The organism is Rhizobium sp. LEGMi-198b, from assembly GCF_054114205.1.
Window position 1 is genome coordinate 65,600 of sequence record NZ_JBSYVH010000006.1, and the last position, 16,749, is coordinate 82,348.

Here is a 16,749-nt window from a genome sequence, read left to right on the forward strand (position 1 = left end):
AACCGCTATGCGGGTTTATGCGATCGATCCCACGTCGAAAATCGGCGGCAATTGCTCGAAGGCGCCGCGAACCGTTTCCAGCGCAGAGCGAAGCGCCGAGTGTGACAGGCGACCGCCCAGACAGATGCGAATTCCGCCGACCGGCCGTTCTCCGCCAGCGACAAATGGATCTGATGGCGTGACCGCAACACCCTTGCGGGCGAGAACGCGAACAAGTCCTTCCTCCGTCCAGCGCTCGGGAACCGACAGCCATGCGCATAGGGAGAGAGGATGGCTGCCGGCGACAAATGGACCCAGCACGTCCGATACGATCGCTTGTCTCGCCTGGGCCTCGCTTCTCTGAACTGCGATCAGCGCGTCGGCGGTACCATCCAGTACCCAGCGCGATGCCATCTCCGCGACGACATTGGTGGCACTCCATCCCGTAACGCGCAGGATCGATGCAACACGGATGGAATAGTGCGCCGGAACGACGAGATAGCCGATGCGCAAGCCCGTCATCACCGATTTCGTAAAGCTCGTGACGAAGAAGCCGAGCTCGGGCAGCAGGTCCGGCATGGAGGGAAGGGGATCGCGCAGCATCGGCTTGTAGACTTCGTCCTCGATGACGAAAACACCGTGCCGGCGCGCAATGTTGGCAATGGCATGACGACGCTCCGCACCCATCACATGGCTCGTGGGGTTGTTCAGCGAGGGAACGATGACCAGGGCCGATACATCGCCGACTGCGCAGGCGGCTTCGAAGGCTCCCGGCAAGATGCCTTCACGATCGGTCGGAAGACCGCGCAACGTAAAGCCCAGCACGTTGGCAAGGCCGATAATGCCGTGATCCGTCAGGTTCTCGGTCAGGACGACCTCGCCGGGCCGCACCACCGAGGCCACGGCCAGGAAAAGACCATGAGCGGCACCGTTGGTGATCAGGATGCGCTCGGGATCGGCATCGACGGATAGGCGCGCCAGCCAGGTCTGCGCCGCGGTGCGATGGGCATCCAAGCCGGCGATCGGCCGGCACGGGCGCATGAAACTGCTGTTGTCGCTTTCGGCCAACGCCTGCATCAGCTCGCGCGCTGATCGCTCATGCGCTTCGGTATAGACGGCGCGGATGATGGAAAGGTCGGCGCTGCCGCTCGGGTCGCGGTCGAGCATGAAGCTGTCGGCACGCTCGGTGATGCGGCTGCGCACGAAAGTTCCGCGACCCACTTCGCCGCGCAGATAGCCGCGCCGCTCGGCCTCCTTGTAGCTGATGCTCACGGTCTGCACCGAAATCCCCAGCGCATGGGCGAGATCGCGATGTGTCGGCATCCGCGTATGAACCGGCAGGATGCCTTCATCGATATCGGAAATGATCTTGTCGGTGAGCAGCTTATGTTTGGTCACGCCCTTGCGGTGCTGAAGGACGGGCTTCCAGACATCGTTGCGCTGGCCTTTTGAATCATGACGAAGCATGGATTGATCCGGTACAATTGCTGGATATCCATGTACACCATTCAATGCGGCATGGCGATGGCCAAGCCGATAGGCTCAGTCCATTGTCAACAACGGACTGAACGATCTTCGTTTGAGCTGCCTCTATTGTCGGCCGCGCACTACGTCAGAGATTTGAAAATACGCTTCTGATCGCATCCGCCGTGGCCCTGACCACTACGTCGGCTTCGTCGCGCGTCAGGCACAAAGGCGGCGCAAAGCCGAGAATGTCTCCCTGCGGCATGGCACGGCCGATTACCCCACGCTCCAGCAGAGCTGCCGCCACCTGGGGGCCGATCTTCTTTGGGGGATCGAAGAATTTGCGATCGTCCCGGTCTTCGACGAATTCGACCGACGCCATCAGCCCATCGCCACGGACCTCGCCGACATGCTTGTGCTCGCCGACAGCCTTGGCAAGCTCCGACCGGAAGTAGGCACCTGTCGAACCGGCATTCTCGACAATGCCGAGTTCATCGATCAGTTCGAGATTGGCGATGCCGGCGGCCGCACAGATCGGGTGGGCGGAATAGGTCCAGCCATGGCCGATGGCGCCGAGCTGATCGGAACCCTGTACCAACACCTGCCACATTTTGTCGGAGACGATGCTACCGGAAAGCGGCGCATAGGCCGAGGTCAAGCCCTTGGCGATCGTGATCAGATCTGGCTTCATGCCGTAGTGGTCCGAGCCGAACATTGTCCCGAGCCGGCCGAAACCGGTCACGACCTCGTCGGCGACGAGAAGGACATCGTATTTGTCGAGCACGGCCTGGATCTTCTGCCAATAGGTCTTCGGCGGCGGAACGATGCCGCCGGTGCCGAGGATCGGTTCACCGATGAAGGCGGCGACCGTTTCCGGACCTTCGGCGAGGATCATCTCCTCCAGCTTGTCGGCACAATATTGGGCGAACTGTTCCTCATTCATCGAACGATCGGCGCGGCGGAAGAAATAGGGTGCTTCCGTATGAAGGATGGGTGCGCGCGGCAGGTCGAAAGCCTTGTGGAATAGTTCGAGGCCGGTGAGGCTGCCGGTCATGACGCCTGATCCGTGGTAGCCGCGCCAGCGCGAAATGATCTTCTTCTTTTCCGGACGGCCAAGGATGTTGTTGTAGTACCAGATGAGCTTGATGTTCGTCTCGTTGGCGTCCGAGCCGGAGAGGCCGAAATAGACACGGCTCATGCCTTCCGGCGCCCGGTCGATGATCATCTTGGAAAGGGTGATCGACGCTTCTGTGCCGTGTCCGACATAGGCGTGATAATAGGCGAGGTTCTTTGCCTGTGCAGCGATGGCGTCGGCGATTTTCTGCCGGCCGTAGCCGACATTGACGCAGTAGAGGCCGGCAAAGGCATCGAGGCTCTTCTTGCCGTTGATGTCGGTAATGTAGACGCCTTCGCCACCGCCGATGACGCGGGTCGGCGTTTCGCCGCGTGCATGCATTCCCATATGGGTCGAGGGATGAAAGAAGTGATCCCTGTCCCACGCATTCAGTTCGTTCCGCTTGTCCAACATGATATTTTCCTTTGCTGAAAGTGGGCGCGCGTCAGGCAGCCGTGTCGATGCAGAGATATTTGAGCTCGGTGAAAGCCTCGATGCCGTGGCGCGAGCCTTCCCGGCCGAGACCCGATTGCTTCCAGCCGCCGAAGGGAACCGGTCCGCCGGTGATCTTCACGCGATTGATCGCAACCATCCCGTAATCAAGCGCCCGGCCGAGGCGCATCTGGCGCGCGCCGTTTTGCGTCACGACATAGGCGACGAGGCCGTATTCGCTATCATTGGCGCGAGCGACGACTTCGGCCTCGGTATCGAATGAACTCACCGCTGCGACGGGTCCGAATGTCTCCTCATGCATGATCAGTGCGTCGGGGGATGGATCGACAAGCAGTGTCGGTTCGAAGAAGAGCGGCCCTGCTGCGTGGCGCTTTCCGCCGATGGCAAGTCTTGCGCCGCGTTTCAGCGCGTCGGCCACATGGTCCTCGACTTTCGCCACAGCGCGCTCGTGCATCAGCGGGCCGATGTCGACCGCGTCCGTCAGTCCGTCACCGACCTTAAGGGCCGCTATCCGCTTGGCAAAAGCAGCGACGAAGGGCTCCATGATCGAGCGCTGCACGAAGATGCGGTTGGCGGCCAGGCAGTCCTGGCCGGAGGTCGCAAATTTGGCATTGATGGCGATGTCCACGGCACGATCGAGATCGGCGTCGTCAAAGATGATAAGGGGCGCATGCCCGCCGAGCTCCATCACCAGGCGCTTCATGGTCGCAGCACATTGGCCGGCAATCAGTTTGCCGATGCCTGTCGAGCCGGTAAAGCTCAGTGCCCGCACCCGAGCATCCTCGCAGAGAGCGCCGACGATCGTCGCAGCATTGCCGGTGACGACGTTGAAGACGCCGGCGGGGAGGCCGGCACGCTCTCCGAGTTCGGCAAGGGCAAGCGCCGACAGCGGCGTTTCGGACGATGGATGGGCAACGACGGTACACCCGGCGGCAAGGGCTGCCGCCGCCTTGCGCGTTATCATGGCGGAGGGAAAATTCCAGGGTGTCACGATGCCGGCGACGCCCAATGCCTCCCTGCGCACGATCATTTCCGTGTCCGGCAGATGGCTGGTGACGCTTTCGGCATTGATGCGTTTGGCTTCCTCCGCATACCATTCGATGAAGCTCGCAGCATAGTCGATCTCGCCGCGGGATTCGGCGAGCGGTTTGCCCTGTTCCAGCGTCATGATCAGCGCCAGATCGTCCTTGGCGGCGAGCATCAGCTCATACCACCGGCGCAGGACCGATGCGCGCTGCTGCGGCAGGAGCGAGCGCCAGGTAGAAAAGGCATCCGCCGCCGCGACGATCGCCTCGAATGTCTCATCCCTGCCGAGACTGGAGACCCAGGCGAGCGTAGTGCCGGTGGCGGGATCGGCCACGTTGAAGCTCGCGCCGGTCTTGCCGGCGACCCAGCGGCCGCCGATATAGGAAAGATCCCGCAGCAGATGCCGATCGTTCAGTCGTGACAGAGCTTCATGATAGGCGGGACGGGCGCGCACTGCGGTCATCGGCAAACCTCTCTTTTTCAGGTACCGCAATGGTCTCACGGAACGCCGCGAGACATTGTCCATTGGTCGCCGCTGAAAGAGAGAAAGGGCCTAAAGAGAAGGGCAGCCGTAGAGAGATTCTCTATTCGTCGTCGTGAAGTTCGGCAGAAAGGAGATCGGCGATCGGAAGCACGGTCTCCTCCTTCACGGTCTTTGTCACGATATAGGTAAAATAGCGCTCGATGCCGAGGTCGCGATCCAAAAGACCATCGATCAGGCGCTGATAGGCATCAATATTGGGCGTCATGATCTTCAGAATGTAATCGACGCCGCCGCCGACGGACCAGCAGGCGATGATTTCCGGAATGGAGGAGATTGCCCGCTCGAAGCGCTCGAAGTCGCTCTGACGATGGTTGGCGAGAGTGAGTTCGACCATAACGCTTGCAACCGGCGCGAGCCGACGCGGCGCCAGATGGGCATGATAGCCGGTAATGATCCCGGTCTTCTCGAGCTTGCGCAGACGAAGCCAGCATGGCGTCGGCGAAAGTCCTACCTTTTCGGCGAGCGCGAGCTTGGTGATGCGGCCATCGCGTTGAATGGCATCCAAAATGCGCAAATCGATTGCATCGAGTTTCATTTGGAAAACTGCATGTGAATTAGCTGACTGTTCGACCAATGACATTCGAAGCCGGGGCTGACAAGCGCATATCGGGGATTGGGCTTTCGGGGGAGTTTCAGCAACAGAAGGGCGGGCGCATCGTCTGAGGAACAATATCAACGTGAAATGGATTTTATTCATCGGTCAAAACAGCACTGTCGGGAGAAGCGCTTGCGTTCAGGCGCGCGCCAGACTTTTCGTGCTGACGTTTTTTGGAGTGTGCAATGGCGATCTATTTGCTCCAACTCCTGGCCTGGTCGGTCTTCATCGCGGCCCTGATCCTGTGGCCGGCGGGCACGCTGGCTTTTCCGGGCGCCTGGGTTGTGATCGCATTCTTCCTGCTCGGCGGCTTGGCGATGATCCTTTGGCTGTCGAAGCACAGCCCGCGTCTGTTGCGTGAACGTATGGCATCTCCGCTGCAACGGGATCAAAAGCCATGGGATCGCGTCTGGCTGATGTTTTTCGTTTTGGCCTTCTTAGGCTGGATATCCTTCATGGGTTGGGACGCGGCCCGGACGGGCTTTCGAGCGGTGCCGCCATGGCTGCAGGTGCTTGGCGGGCTCGGCATGGTGGTCAACATGCTCGGTACCTGGTGGACGTTTCGCGAAAACGCCTTCGCTGCGCCGGTGGTGAAGATCCAGAAGGATCAGAAGGTGATCGATACCGGACCCTACGCCATTGTTCGTCACCCTATGTATGCGAGCGCGTTGTTTTTCCTTATTGGCATGCCGCTATTGCTTGGTTCCTGGCTGGGTCTCGCATTCTCCGTGATATTCATTTTCGGTATCGCCTGGCGAGCGGTGCATGAGGAGCGTGCTCTAAGCGCAGAACTGAGCGGCTATCAAGCCTATGCGGCCCGCGTGCGATATCGGCTCATTCCTTTCGTCTGGTAGAACCCGTATCCCAAGCGTGGCCGCGCCGATCAGTGTGACTGCCCTGCCACTATGCCAAGCCTTAACGCCGAGTTTAGCAAGTTCGCGCTATAGTCGCGTCATAACTCTCTCGGGCATTGGTACGTTTTACATGATCTATGGTGCAGCGACGGCGACACCTCAGCCGCCATGTTGGGCGGTAACAGGGGCAGCCGAACATGAGTAGCGCGACGGACACGGCCGGCTTCAGTTCGACGACGTCGTCGGTGCTACGGATTGCGCTGATCCAGAGTGCCGTGGTCTTCTTGGTGGCGGCGGTGTGGCAGCAGCGATGGGGAACCATCGTCGACACGAGCTGGCTCATTACAATGGCTGAGCGGGTACTCAGTGGAGAGCGGCTTTATGTCGATGTGATCGACAGCAATCCGCCGTTTTCGATCTGGCTTTTCCTGCCGGCGATCATAGCGTCGAGATGGGCAGGGATCGCTCCCGAAATCGGTATCTATCTTTACACCTGCCTCGCAGTGGTCGTGGGTCTGGGTTTATCGGCCGTAATCGTCCGGCGGGCGGGCTTTGCCGAAAATCACGCCCTGCTTCGGCTGCTACCTCTCTTCGTCGCACTTTTCACGATTTTTCCCGGCAATACCTTCACCGAGAGAGATCACGTCGGCACGGTGCTGTTTCTGCCCTTGTTGGCGCTCATGGCATTGCGGGCCGACACCACGCGTCGTGTCGCACCCGGTATCGCCCTGATTGTCGGCGCCGGCCTTTGCGGCAGTATTCTTGTTCTGGTGAAGGCCTACTATGTCGTGGCTTACATCGTGCCCGCGCTCTATGTGGCCTGGCGGCGACGAAACCCGTGGCTACTTCTGGCGCCCGAGAACTGCATCATCGGCATTGTCGGTGTCGCCTATATCGCGCTCGTTTTTTTGCTGACGCCCGAATTTATGCGAGATCTCCTCCCGCAGGTAGCGGATGTCTACATGAAGATAGGTGATCCGGTCAGGGTCGCACTGAACTGTGGGCCGTCGTACCTGTTGATTTTGCTTCTGTTCCGGATTGTTGCACCCAAGGCACCAGTGACGCCGCTTTGCGCAGTGACGCTTCTGGCTTCACTCGCTGCCGTCGCGCCGTTGCTCTATCAGGGTAAGGGGTGGGCCTACCATGCTTTCGCTGCGATCTCGCTGGCCCTTGTTGCTGTGCTTTGCAGGGTCGCAGCGTCTTCCGGCTGGCGTTACAACCGTGAAACGCTCGGATGTGGCATTCTTTGTGTCATTGTCGTCATGTTTGCATGGCTGCCGTTTTTACAGACGGAGAAGCCGAGCGACGCTTTCGTCGCGGCAGTGAAAGCGGCATCGAAGGGGGAGCCGACGCTCGGCGTCATCGGCAGCGACATCGCCGCTGCCCATCCGCTCGCCAGGATTGTCGGGGCCCGCTTTTTGTCTGCCAATAACAGCGACTGGTTCGGCGCCCTTGCGTATGTTCTGGCTCGGAAGGCGTCAGCAAAAGGAGAGGTGGCGGATGCCGCTCGCTACCAGAAGCGGTCGGATGCTTATCTGGACACCAAATATGCCGAGTTCGCCAGCCACAACTACGATCTGATCGTTATCCAGCAGGACGAGCCGCTTTGGACCGATTACGTGCTTGGTCAAGCACGTTTTGCCGCGCTGCTTTCCGCATATCATCCCATTGCTAGGGATGAGCGGTTTATGGTCTATGGCCGCGCCGCTCCTGCCGACCAGAGTTCAATTGCTCGGTGAGCGATCCAGAACTTTTTTGGCCAGCAGAAGGGATTGCGCGCCCAGATAAGTTGCCGCCGTATCGGTAGGCTTATGGCGCTATGGTGAAGGTATAGGTCCCTTCGGTCTTATGGCCGTCGGCTGAAAGGGCATGCCACTCCACGGTGTACTTGCCAGCCGTCAGCTTGTCAGTAACCGGCACCATCAGTGTGGTGTCCCCGTTCATCAGCATGGTTTCACCAGTCTTCACCGCCATCTTCTCCGGACCGGTAACCTTCACCCCGCTGAACTTGAGGTTTAGTCCTTCGGTGAAAGTAAGATCGAGTTCCGAAGGTGCCTGCTTCACCGTGCTGTCAGCGGCGGGAACGGCGGACTTAAGGTGGGCATGGGCGAATGCCTGGCCGGCAAATGCAATGCTGGCTGCGGTTGCAACAAAAAGGAGCTTCTTCATCTCGAGCATGCTGGTTTTCCTTCTGGGGTTGATGATCCGCAGGTTCAGTGCGGCCGGTTTCATAAGCGGGATGTTGTCTTCGGATTGCCAATGGTCCGATTTGTGATCCGGTCCGTGATCGATATCCTTCTTGAAAATTTGCAGGTAAGCTGAGCCATTCGTGTCGTTCCCGTCCATCAGGAGAAGAAGCGCCGGAGCGGCGGTACCAAGCGCACCACGATTTGGTCGAAGAGCAACATCACGACGACGGCCAGCCCGGTTAGCGGGAAGGCCGCGCCAAAGACGATCACGATCAGCCATAGACCGACATAGACGCACTTCTGTGGCGGCATCGGCGGCACGCCGAGACGCCCGGCCGGCCGGCGCTTCCACCACATGGCGATCGCAGTCACGCAGGAAAGGATGATCGCCATGCAGGTGGCCAGCATCAGGAGTTGGTTGAACAAACCCCATTCCTGGCCCTGATGGACGTTGATGCCCCATTCGATTGCTTGACCGAGCGCCGGATACTGGGCGAAGGAGAGGTCGACCAGCGGCTTGCCGGAATATTGGTCGATGTGAACGGTGCGCTCGTTACCGAGATTCCCCAGATAATGGCTGGCGGTGTAGACGCCCGTTTCATCGGTAGGGATCGCGAGGTCAGAGCCCAGCGCCATGCCCAGCCCATGCATGATCTCGACAGCCTTGTTCAGATCGATCGGCTTTGCAGCTTGCGCAGCGGCGATGTCGGACAGCGGTACGGGCGCGTTCTCGACGACCCAGCCGGCCGGGCTGACGATATCCTGTGTTACCTTCGCCGACTTCGGCACACTGTCCCAAAGCGCGGCCGGAGTGCCGAGATCATGGGCCGTCAGCCAGGCATTGACATTGGCGCCCCAATAGCCTGACCAAGGCATGCCGCTAAAGGCGAGGAAGAAGATGCCGATGCCGGTAATCGCTCCGGTGACGGCATGCAGATCACGCCAGAAGACACGGCGCGAAGGTGTGCCGCGCACGCTGAGCACGCCGCCTCTCTGCTGTCGCGGCCACCAGAGATAGATACCGGTGACAACGAGCATGAGTGCGAAACCGCCGACGATCTCGACAATGCGGTTGGTCCATTTGCCGAAATATTCCAGGCTGTGAATGCGTTTGACGACCCAATTGAATTCCTGTTTCGAGCCGATCGACGCGAGCACCTCGCCGTTGTGCGGATTGACATAGACGATCGTCGATTGGCCGTCCTTCGATACCGTGACCACTGCAGACCGATTGCCGGATGGGGCCTCGCGATAGGATGCCGGCTCTGAGCCAGGGACGGCGGCAACCGCGGCATCGACGATCTGCTGCGGTGTCAGCATCGATCCGGTATCCGCGACGATGTTGCGATGGGCGTAGAAGGTATCGGCGATCTGATCCTTGAACAGATAGAGCGATCCGGTGATCGCCAGATTGAGCATGAAGGGAATGACGAGCAGCCCGGCGAAGAAATGCCAGCGCCAGATCGCGCGATAGAGCGATACATTATGGGAGGTGGAGGCCTTGGGCTCGGCGGCGGCGAAGGTAGACATGGAAATCCTCAGAAGATCGGCTGGCGGTCCGGAAAGTCATATCTGCGGGGAGATGGCGACCGTTCCGGTCGCAGCCTTATGCGGATGTGCACGCGCGTTTGGGATACCGAGGCAGCCCGTTTCGCGTCGCGATGTTCAGCATGGAGGCAATCCGCCCGCAGCCGGCACGATCAGTTCTCGTGCATGGTCCGGCCGCCGTTGACGACAAGCGTCACGGCTTCCGCCGCAACGCAGGCTCAAGCAGTGATCTGGAGGATGGGCGGAGCGCGGGGGCCGGTGTTCGGCGGATAGAGCTGGCGATGGAAAGCTTCGGCTCTTGGCGCGAGCGCATCCTGATCGGCAGAGGCAAGATGCTCGCAGACATCCGTCGGCGGCACGGGAAGCAGGACTGCCGTGGCGATCCGGCAGGCTTCGCATCCCGGCGCATGTGTCTTGCTGTGTTCCTTACCGTCGGTGCCCTTGTAGGTGACGCAAAGGATCGGCAGGGTCCCGTCCGGCAACCGGTATTGCACCAGCTTCGCAGGGGTGAGCTCATCGGCATCGGAAATCGGCGGCTGATGGGCGAAGCCGACAAGCACCAGCGCGAGGGCGCACATGATGCGCACCATCCACTGTGTTGTGCAGAAGTGCTTCTTCCCCACGGCCGTCCTCATCCCTCTAGCGCGCAACCTTTAGGATGTTCGGCGCGCAAGCTCAATGCGGCAATTTGCTGCCATTGTTATCCCGCGCGTTTTCCGTCGCTATCGAAGACATGCAGATGCTGCGGCGGGAATATCACATTTACCGTCGGCCCCGCCTTCAGCACATCGCGATTGAGCGTGAAGACCTTGAATGGCAGACCATGAAGCGAAAGGTGGAGAATGATGCCGAAACCGGTCGGCTCGATAAGCTCCACATCGGCGCTGATGCCGGAGTCGTCCGAGGACAAAATCACGTGCTCCGGCCGGATGCCGAGCGTCACTTTGGCGCCGTCCGGCAGGTTCGGCGCTGCCGAAAGTGGAACAACCGTTCCGTCCTTGAGCCTAACACCGCCGGTTTCATAGGTCGCGTCGAGGAAATTCATCCCCGGAGAACCGATGAAGCCGGCAACGAAGAGATTGGCGGGACGGTCGTATAGCTCGAGCGGACTGCCGACCTGCTGAACCACGCCGCCATGCATGGCAACAATCCGGTCCGCCAGCGTCATCGCCTCGATCTGATCATGCGTCACATAAATTGAGGTCGCCTTCAGGTCGCCATGTAGTTTCTTGATTTCGGCCCGCATCTGTTCGCGCAGGCGCGCGTCGAGGTTCGAAAGCGGCTCGTCGAAGAGGAAGGCCTTCGGCTGGCGCACGATGGCGCGACCCATGGCGACGCGTTGGCGCTGGCCGCCCGAAAGCGCCTTTGGGCGGCGTTCGAGCAATGGGTCAAGCCCGAGCTTCGAGGCCGCACCCGCGACGGCACGCGAAATCTTGTCTTTCGCGATCTTCCGGAGCTTCAGGCTGTAGCTCATGTTGCCGGCGACATTCATGTGGGGATAGAGCGCATAGGATTGGAACACCATGGCGATGTCGCGGTCTTTCGGATGCAGCTCGTTGACCCGGTTGTCCGCAATGCGGATCTCGCCGCCGCTAATGTCTTCGAGGCCGGCGATCATCCTGAGCAATGTCGACTTGCCGCAGCCGGAGGGGCCGACGAGGACGACGAATTCGCCATCCTTGATCCTGAGGTCGATGTCGTGCAGCACCTGCACATGGCCATAGGCTTTCTTGACGTTCTGGATATCGATCGATGCCATTTGACTAACCCTTGACCGCGCCGGCCGTCAGGCCCTGCACGAGATAACGCTGAATGAGCAGGAAGAAGAGGCCGGCCGGAATAAGCGCCATCACGCCCGCCGCCATCATCTGCCCGAAATCCACGGAGAATTTCGAAACGAAGGTGAGAAGGCCTACGGGGAAGGTGGCTGCCTGATTGCCGTTGATGAGCATCAGCGCGAACAGCAGCTCGCTCCAGGCGGCCGTGAAGACGAAGCCGAGCGTCGCGGCAATGCCGGGCAGCGTCAGCGGCAGAATGATCTGCCGGAACGCGGTGAACTGCGTCGCGCCATCGATCATCGCCGCCTCCTCAAGGTCCTTCGGGATGCCGTCGAAGAAGGACTGCATCAGAAAGGTGGCAAAGGGCACGTTGAAAGCCGTGTAGACGATGACAAGTCCGGTCAGGCTGTTCGTGAGATGCAGCGGCGTCAGGATCTTGAAGATCGGCGCGACCAGCATGACCAGCGGAAACATCTGCGTCAGCAGCATCAAGGCCACGATCCAGTATTTGGCGCGGAAGGTGAAGCGCGAGAGCGCGTAGCCGGAGAGCGACGCGCAGACGGTCACCGCGACCGCCGTCGAAGCAGAGACGATCAGGCTGTTTTCAAAAAATGTCGGGAAATCGCTGTGTTGCAGCACGAAAGCATAGTGCTCCCATGTCGTGCGCGACGGCCACATGCGCACGCCTTCCGTATAGAGCAGGTCGTTTGGTGTGACCGAGACCTTCAACAGCCAGAAGAGTGGGAAGAGCGCAAAAACCACATAACAAAGGATTGCCAGGCGATGCGCGATGGTGGGGATGACGGATCGTCTCATGGCTCAATCCTTGTTCAGCAGGGTCTGCCGCAGCAGGATGATCAGCATGGAATAGGCAAGCAGCAGCAGGAGCAGGACGAGGGCAATGGCGGAGGCATAACCGAAATCCAGCCGCTTGAAGGCCTGGGTGAAGATATAGCTTGCGACGATCTGGGTGCGGTCGGCAGGTCCGCCGCCGGTCATGACGACGATCAAATCGGCGAAGTTTGAGATCCAGACCGTGCGCAGGAGCACCGTGATAGCAATAGTCGGAGCCAGGAATGGGAGCGTGATCGAGCGGAAGCGCTGGAACCAGCCTGCACCGTCGATCGAAGCTGCTTCATAAAGATCCCTGGGGATCGCCTGGAGAGCGGCCAGCAGCGTGATGGCGAAGAAGGGAATGCCCCACCAGACATTGGCGACGATCGGGCCCCACATCGCATATTGCGGATCGGAGAGAATGTTGCCGGGCTCCTTCATCAGGCCGAGGCCGAAGAGCCAGTGCGGGATAGGCCCGATCACGGGATTGAAGAGCCATGACCAGTTGAGGCCGGCAAGGAAGGAGGGGACCGCCCATGGCAGAAAAACCAGCGCCTGGACGATCGCCCTGCCGAAAAACGGCTTGTCCAGCAAGAGGGCAAGGATCAGCCCGAAGATGAACTGCAAAACCACCGAGGCGCCAGTCCACCAGAGCGTATTCTTCAGTGCCCAATAGAAGGCGGCATCCTTTGAAAGATCGCGGAAATGCTCCAGGCCGACAAAGCCGCCGGAAAACGGATTGAGCAGTTGAATATCCCGAAACGCATAGGAAATGCCGATCACCAGCGGCACCAGCATGACGGCGATAATGAGGATGAGCGCGGGAGCGCTGTAGAGATAGGGCTCCGAGGCATCGGCAAAGCGCTTCAGCCACGGCCTGCGGTCGTGACGCCTGTCGAGCGTGTCGGCGGTCATGGTCATCGGCCAATGTTCCCATTCGCGGCGTTCGGACGCCGTCTGTGTCATGTGCGGAAAGCGGCGGCGGATCGCTCGGCCGCCGGTCAGGCGATCTTATTTCTTGGCAAGGAATTTCTGCTGCGCCTTGGTCAGATAATCGGCCCATTGATCAGCCAGATCCTTGGCCGAGATATCGCCGAGCAGCGCCTGCTGCGACGTCTTGATGGCGAGCGAATCCTTGAAGAAGGCGAATTCCTCGAGATAGGTCGGCATGACAGTCGGAACCGTGTTCTTGTCGGCCAGTTCCTCGAACCAACCCTTGAACTGGTCGCCGGCATAGAAGGGGTCCTTCTCAGCCGAGGTATAGGCCGGCAAGGCGCCGATCTTCTTGTTCCATTCAAGATTGCCTTCCTTGCCTTCAAGGGTTGCGATCAGCTTCCAGGACAAATCCTTGTTCTGGCTCGTCGCGAACATCGACCAGCCGGCATAACCGATCGTCGGGAAGGACTTGCCGTCCGGACCCTTCGGCAGCGGAGTGACGCCGAAGTCGTCCTTGTTCATGCGTTCGGCGATCGCAATCAAGGCATCCGGATCCTGATCGAGGAAAGCGCAGGTACCGGAATAGAAACCGGCGACGACTTCATTGAAGCCCCAGTTGACGCTGTCCTTTGGCGCATAACCCTTCTTGTAGAGATCGACCATCCATTCAATGCCCTTGGCCCAGCCGGGGCTGTTCATCGTCGAGGTGCCGTCATCCTTGAAGTACTTGTTGTCGCCGGCCATGGAGGCCGCGAAGATCATCCAGCCGTTTAGACCGCCGGGGCCGCCGCGCATGCAGTAGCCGTATTTGCCGGGCAGCTTGGAGATTGCTTCGGATGCCTTGACGAAATCGTCCATCGTCTTCGGCGGTTCGGCGATGCCGGCGTCCTTCAGGATCTTCTTGTTGTAGAACATGGCGCGCAGATAGAAGCCGTAGGGCAGCATATAGGCCGTATTCTTCACATCGCGGCCGAGTTCGAGCGCCCGCGGCGTCAGCTCTTTGGTCTGATCCCATTTCGCGAGATAGGGTTCGAGGCTTTCGAGCATGCCGTTATTGCCATAGAGCGACAGCCAGGTATCGGGCATTTCCATCACGTCCGGCGTGTCACCCGCCGAAACCATGGTAGCGAACTTCTGGAAGGCCTCGTTCCAGGGCAGGGAAATGATATCGACCTTCGTGCCCGGATTGGCTGCTTCGAACTTGGCGACGATCGACTTTAGTGTCTCGGTGCGTTCCGGGCTGGTAATGACTTCGACGAGCTTCAGCGTGGTATCGGCAAACGCCGTACCCGCCATCATGGTGGCGAAGAGTGCTGCCGTGATCAGTGTTTTCATGTCAGTTCCCCCTGTTTAGGTGTTTCTCTCGGGTTGATGGTCTTATGAGGCGGCGGCGATCGCTTCCTCGATATCTCTCCACAGCGCCTCGGTTCCTTCGAGACCGACATGGAGACGTACGGACCGCGGGTTGATACCAAAGGTATGCGCGGAATTCGGCTGTGCCTTCTGCTGAAGCACGACCTCGCCCGGTACGATCAGGCTTTCGTGCCCACCCCAGCTCACACCCAGTTTGAAGAGCTTGAGGTGATCGGCGAAGGCGCGGATATCGACGTCTTCGCGGAAGATGAATGAAAACAGGCCCGAGGTGCCGTTGAGCCCGGCGGGCAAGCGGTTGGCAAGGCCCGGATGGCAGACCTGCTCGACGACATCGAGCTCCTGCAGCCGCTTGGCGATCGTCATTGCGGCTGCCTCATGCGCCCTCATGCGGATCGGCAGGGTGCGCAGGCCGCGGATCAAAAGCCAGGCATCGAAAGGCGAAAGCTTGCCGCCGAGATAAGGATATGCCTCGGCTTTCAGCCGCGCAATCATCGCCTTCGAGCCGGCAACAACGCCGGCAACGACATCGCTATGACCGCCCAGATATTTGGAGGCGGAATGGATGACGAGATCGACGCCGAGCGTCAGCGGCCGCTGGAAATAGGGGCTGGCCCAACTGTTGTCGATCATGGAAACGGCGCCATGCTTCTTGGCGAGTGCGGCGAGCGCGCCGACATCATGGGCTTCCATCACCCAGCTCGTCGGGCTTTCCAGATAGAGAACCTTCGCGCCGGGAAGTGCCTTGGCAACGGCTTCCTCGTCGCGGCCATCCACATAGGTCACCTCGACCTTCATGCGTTTCAGCACCGTGCCGAAGAGGCGGAAAGCGTCCGGATAGACATGCTTGACCGCGACGATCCGATCGCCGGGTTCGACGAAGCTCAAAACGGCCGAAGAGATCGCCGCCATGCCGCTCGCGAAGCCGAGCGCATCCTCTGCACCTTCGAGTTTTGCCAGCATTTCCTCGAACATGCGCACGGTCGGATTGAGGCCGCGCGTATAGATCGGCCGCACCTTCTCGCCGCGATAGGAAGCGATCATGTCGTCGTAATTGGCAAAGGTGAAAAGCGATGTCTGAAAAATCGGCGGCACCACGGCATCGGCGTAATTACCGTCGTCATGGGCCGTGATGAGGGAAGCGAGTTCGAACGGCTCTAGCCCGTCAGTCATTTGGACATTTCCTTGATGTCTTCCTCGACGACGTCGAGAATTTTCAATGTTTCGGCGCGCGCCGCCTCGGGATCCTGGGCAACGATCGCGTTGAACAGCGTGCGGTGAAAGGGGAAGGACCGGCGGGCAAAATCCTGCCGGTCGAAGGGATGGGTCCAGAACCGCTCGAAGCTCCCGCGCATCTGTTCGAGGAGCTGCCGGAACAGGGGATTGTGCGTGGCGTCGTAGACGGCGAGGTGAAACGCCAGATCTTCCGGCCCGGATGTGCCCTTTGCGATATGGACGCGTTCCATCTCATCGAGCTTCTCCTCGATGATAGCGATATCCTTGGGCGTGCGCCTCTTGGCGGCGACCATTCCGGCCTCGCATTCGATACCGCGGCGAACCTCCAGGGTCTGCAGCAGCGCATCGCGCAGATGCGCGGTATCGAGCGACAAGGGCATATGGATGGTTGCTTTGGAAACGGGTTTCAGCAGATACGTGCCGCTGCCCTTGCGGGTTTCCACGACACCCAGGGCTTGAAAATGCGTGACGACTTCCCGGATCGTCGAGCGCCCAACCGAAAGGGCAGCCATCAGCTCGCGCTCCGTCGGCAACCGGTCACCGGCCTGGAGCTTCGAAGACTCGATAAAGTCGGACAGCGCGTCGATAACTTGCTGCGTCCGGTCGATCGACGGGAGAGGGGTTAGCATTGCTTTCGTCATGACTTTAAATTGGTCTGACATCTGCTATCAGGTCAATCTATTTTTTATATATCAATCTATTTTTCACATGGGGATTGCGGTCTCACCCTCTAGGGGGATCAAGCCGCGACACGCGGTAACGGCAAGGTCACTACCGAACTGGTTAAAAAACAAAGGCCCGGCTGTGGATTCCTTGAAATCCGCATAC

15 protein-coding genes are annotated in these 16,749 nt (G+C 59.7%); 2 read left to right on the plus strand and 13 right to left on the minus strand.

Translation table 11 applies throughout. From position 1 onward, the window contains the following. Positions 1–15: 15 nt before the first annotated feature. From ehuR to ACXHXG_RS22065, 4 genes are all read right to left on the minus strand, one after another. Positions 16–1,446: a MocR-like ectoine utilization transcription factor EhuR gene (ehuR, locus tag ACXHXG_RS22050; RefSeq protein WP_457900732.1), complete on the minus strand. Its 1,431-nt coding sequence runs from the start codon at positions 1,444–1,446 to the stop codon at positions 16–18. A gap of 145 nt (positions 1,447–1,591) precedes the next feature. Beyond that, a complete protein-coding gene (locus tag ACXHXG_RS22055) occupies positions 1,592–2,971 on the minus strand; it encodes an aspartate aminotransferase family protein (protein ID WP_457900733.1) in 1,380 nt (459 codons plus the stop codon). A 31-nt stretch (positions 2,972–3,002) separates the two neighbouring features. Continuing rightward, entirely contained in the window at positions 3,003–4,499 is a 1,497-nt protein-coding gene (locus tag ACXHXG_RS22060; RefSeq protein ID WP_457900734.1) for an NAD-dependent succinate-semialdehyde dehydrogenase, read from the minus strand. A gap of 121 nt (positions 4,500–4,620) precedes the next feature. Continuing rightward, positions 4,621–5,115, minus strand: coding sequence for an Lrp/AsnC family transcriptional regulator (locus ACXHXG_RS22065; RefSeq protein ID WP_457900735.1), 495 nt, complete (start codon positions 5,113–5,115; stop codon positions 4,621–4,623). A gap of 245 nt (positions 5,116–5,360) precedes the next feature. On the opposite strand from ACXHXG_RS22065, the gene ACXHXG_RS22070 reads away from it, so the two are divergent. Further along, positions 5,361–6,029: a methyltransferase family protein gene (locus ACXHXG_RS22070; RefSeq protein WP_283053883.1), complete on the plus strand. Its 669-nt coding sequence runs from the start codon at positions 5,361–5,363 to the stop codon at positions 6,027–6,029. A gap of 275 nt (positions 6,030–6,304) precedes the next feature. Beyond that, the gene (locus tag ACXHXG_RS22075) at positions 6,305–7,768 is read left to right on the plus strand and encodes a hypothetical protein (protein WP_457900736.1); all 1,464 of its coding nucleotides are present in this window, start codon (positions 6,305–6,307) and stop codon (positions 7,766–7,768) included. Between the two features lie 70 nt (positions 7,769–7,838). Here the strand turns inward: ACXHXG_RS22075 and copC are convergent, their stop codons facing one another. The 9 genes from copC to ACXHXG_RS22120 all read right to left on the minus strand — a co-directional run bounded on the left by copC (position 7,839) and on the right by ACXHXG_RS22120 (position 16,550). Next, positions 7,839–8,207, minus strand: coding sequence for a copper homeostasis periplasmic binding protein CopC (gene copC / locus ACXHXG_RS22080; RefSeq protein WP_285168725.1), 369 nt, complete (start codon positions 8,205–8,207; stop codon positions 7,839–7,841). Positions 8,208–8,374: 167 nt separating this feature from the next. Beyond that, entirely contained in the window at positions 8,375–9,748 is a 1,374-nt protein-coding gene (locus ACXHXG_RS22085) for a PepSY-associated TM helix domain-containing protein (protein WP_285168465.1), read from the minus strand. Between the two features lie 236 nt (positions 9,749–9,984). Then, positions 9,985–10,401 carry a hypothetical protein gene (locus tag ACXHXG_RS22090; RefSeq protein ID WP_285168466.1) on the minus strand — a complete coding sequence of 139 codons (417 nt, stop codon included), beginning with the start codon at positions 10,399–10,401 and terminating at the stop codon, positions 9,985–9,987. Between the two features lie 65 nt (positions 10,402–10,466). Continuing rightward, complete coding sequence (locus ACXHXG_RS22095) at positions 10,467–11,525, minus strand: ABC transporter ATP-binding protein (protein WP_104826892.1); 1,059 nt, start codon at positions 11,523–11,525, stop codon at positions 10,467–10,469. A 4-nt stretch (positions 11,526–11,529) separates the two neighbouring features. Further along, the gene (locus ACXHXG_RS22100) at positions 11,530–12,360 is read right to left on the minus strand and encodes a carbohydrate ABC transporter permease (RefSeq protein WP_104826891.1); all 831 of its coding nucleotides are present in this window, start codon (positions 12,358–12,360) and stop codon (positions 11,530–11,532) included. Positions 12,361–12,363: 3 nt separating this feature from the next. Further along, the gene (locus ACXHXG_RS22105) at positions 12,364–13,299 is read right to left on the minus strand and encodes a carbohydrate ABC transporter permease (protein ID WP_104827901.1); all 936 of its coding nucleotides are present in this window, start codon (positions 13,297–13,299) and stop codon (positions 12,364–12,366) included. A 90-nt stretch (positions 13,300–13,389) separates the two neighbouring features. Continuing rightward, entirely contained in the window at positions 13,390–14,649 is a 1,260-nt protein-coding gene (locus ACXHXG_RS22110) for an ABC transporter substrate-binding protein (RefSeq protein ID WP_104826890.1), read from the minus strand. Positions 14,650–14,691: 42 nt separating this feature from the next. Next, a complete protein-coding gene (locus ACXHXG_RS22115) occupies positions 14,692–15,858 on the minus strand; it encodes a PLP-dependent transferase (RefSeq protein ID WP_457900737.1) in 1,167 nt (388 codons plus the stop codon). Further along, entirely contained in the window at positions 15,855–16,550 is a 696-nt protein-coding gene (locus ACXHXG_RS22120; protein ID WP_349254320.1) for a FadR/GntR family transcriptional regulator, read from the minus strand. The genes ACXHXG_RS22115 and ACXHXG_RS22120 overlap by 4 nt, the downstream gene beginning before the upstream one ends. Positions 16,551–16,749: the final 199 nt, after the last annotated feature.

Coding starts and splice junctions, on each gene's coding strand:
- ACXHXG_RS22095 (WP_104826892.1), bottom strand. CDS start 11,525: ATGGCATCGATCGATATCCAGAACGTCAAGAAAGCCTATGGCCATGTG.
- ACXHXG_RS22085 (WP_285168465.1), bottom strand. CDS start 9,748: ATGTCTACCTTCGCCGCCGCCGAGCCCAAGGCCTCCACCTCCCATAAT.
- ACXHXG_RS22090 (WP_285168466.1), bottom strand. CDS start 10,401: ATGAGGACGGCCGTGGGGAAGAAGCACTTCTGCACAACACAGTGGATG.
- ACXHXG_RS22115 (WP_457900737.1), bottom strand. CDS start 15,858: ATGACTGACGGGCTAGAGCCGTTCGAACTCGCTTCCCTCATCACGGCC.
- ACXHXG_RS22100 (WP_104826891.1), bottom strand. CDS start 12,360: ATGAGACGATCCGTCATCCCCACCATCGCGCATCGCCTGGCAATCCTT.
- ACXHXG_RS22055 (WP_457900733.1), bottom strand. CDS start 2,971: ATGTTGGACAAGCGGAACGAACTGAATGCGTGGGACAGGGATCACTTC.
- ACXHXG_RS22065 (WP_457900735.1), bottom strand. CDS start 5,115: ATGAAACTCGATGCAATCGATTTGCGCATTTTGGATGCCATTCAACGC.
- copC (WP_285168725.1), bottom strand. CDS start 8,207: ATGCTCGAGATGAAGAAGCTCCTTTTTGTTGCAACCGCAGCCAGCATT.
- ACXHXG_RS22105 (WP_104827901.1), bottom strand. CDS start 13,299: ATGACCATGACCGCCGACACGCTCGACAGGCGTCACGACCGCAGGCCG.
- ACXHXG_RS22110 (WP_104826890.1), bottom strand. CDS start 14,649: ATGAAAACACTGATCACGGCAGCACTCTTCGCCACCATGATGGCGGGT.
- ehuR (WP_457900732.1), bottom strand. CDS start 1,446: ATGCTTCGTCATGATTCAAAAGGCCAGCGCAACGATGTCTGGAAGCCC.
- ACXHXG_RS22070 (WP_283053883.1), top strand. CDS start 5,361: ATGGCGATCTATTTGCTCCAACTCCTGGCCTGGTCGGTCTTCATCGCG.
- ACXHXG_RS22120 (WP_349254320.1), bottom strand. CDS start 16,550: ATGCTAACCCCTCTCCCGTCGATCGACCGGACGCAGCAAGTTATCGAC.
- ACXHXG_RS22060 (WP_457900734.1), bottom strand. CDS start 4,499: ATGACCGCAGTGCGCGCCCGTCCCGCCTATCATGAAGCTCTGTCACGA.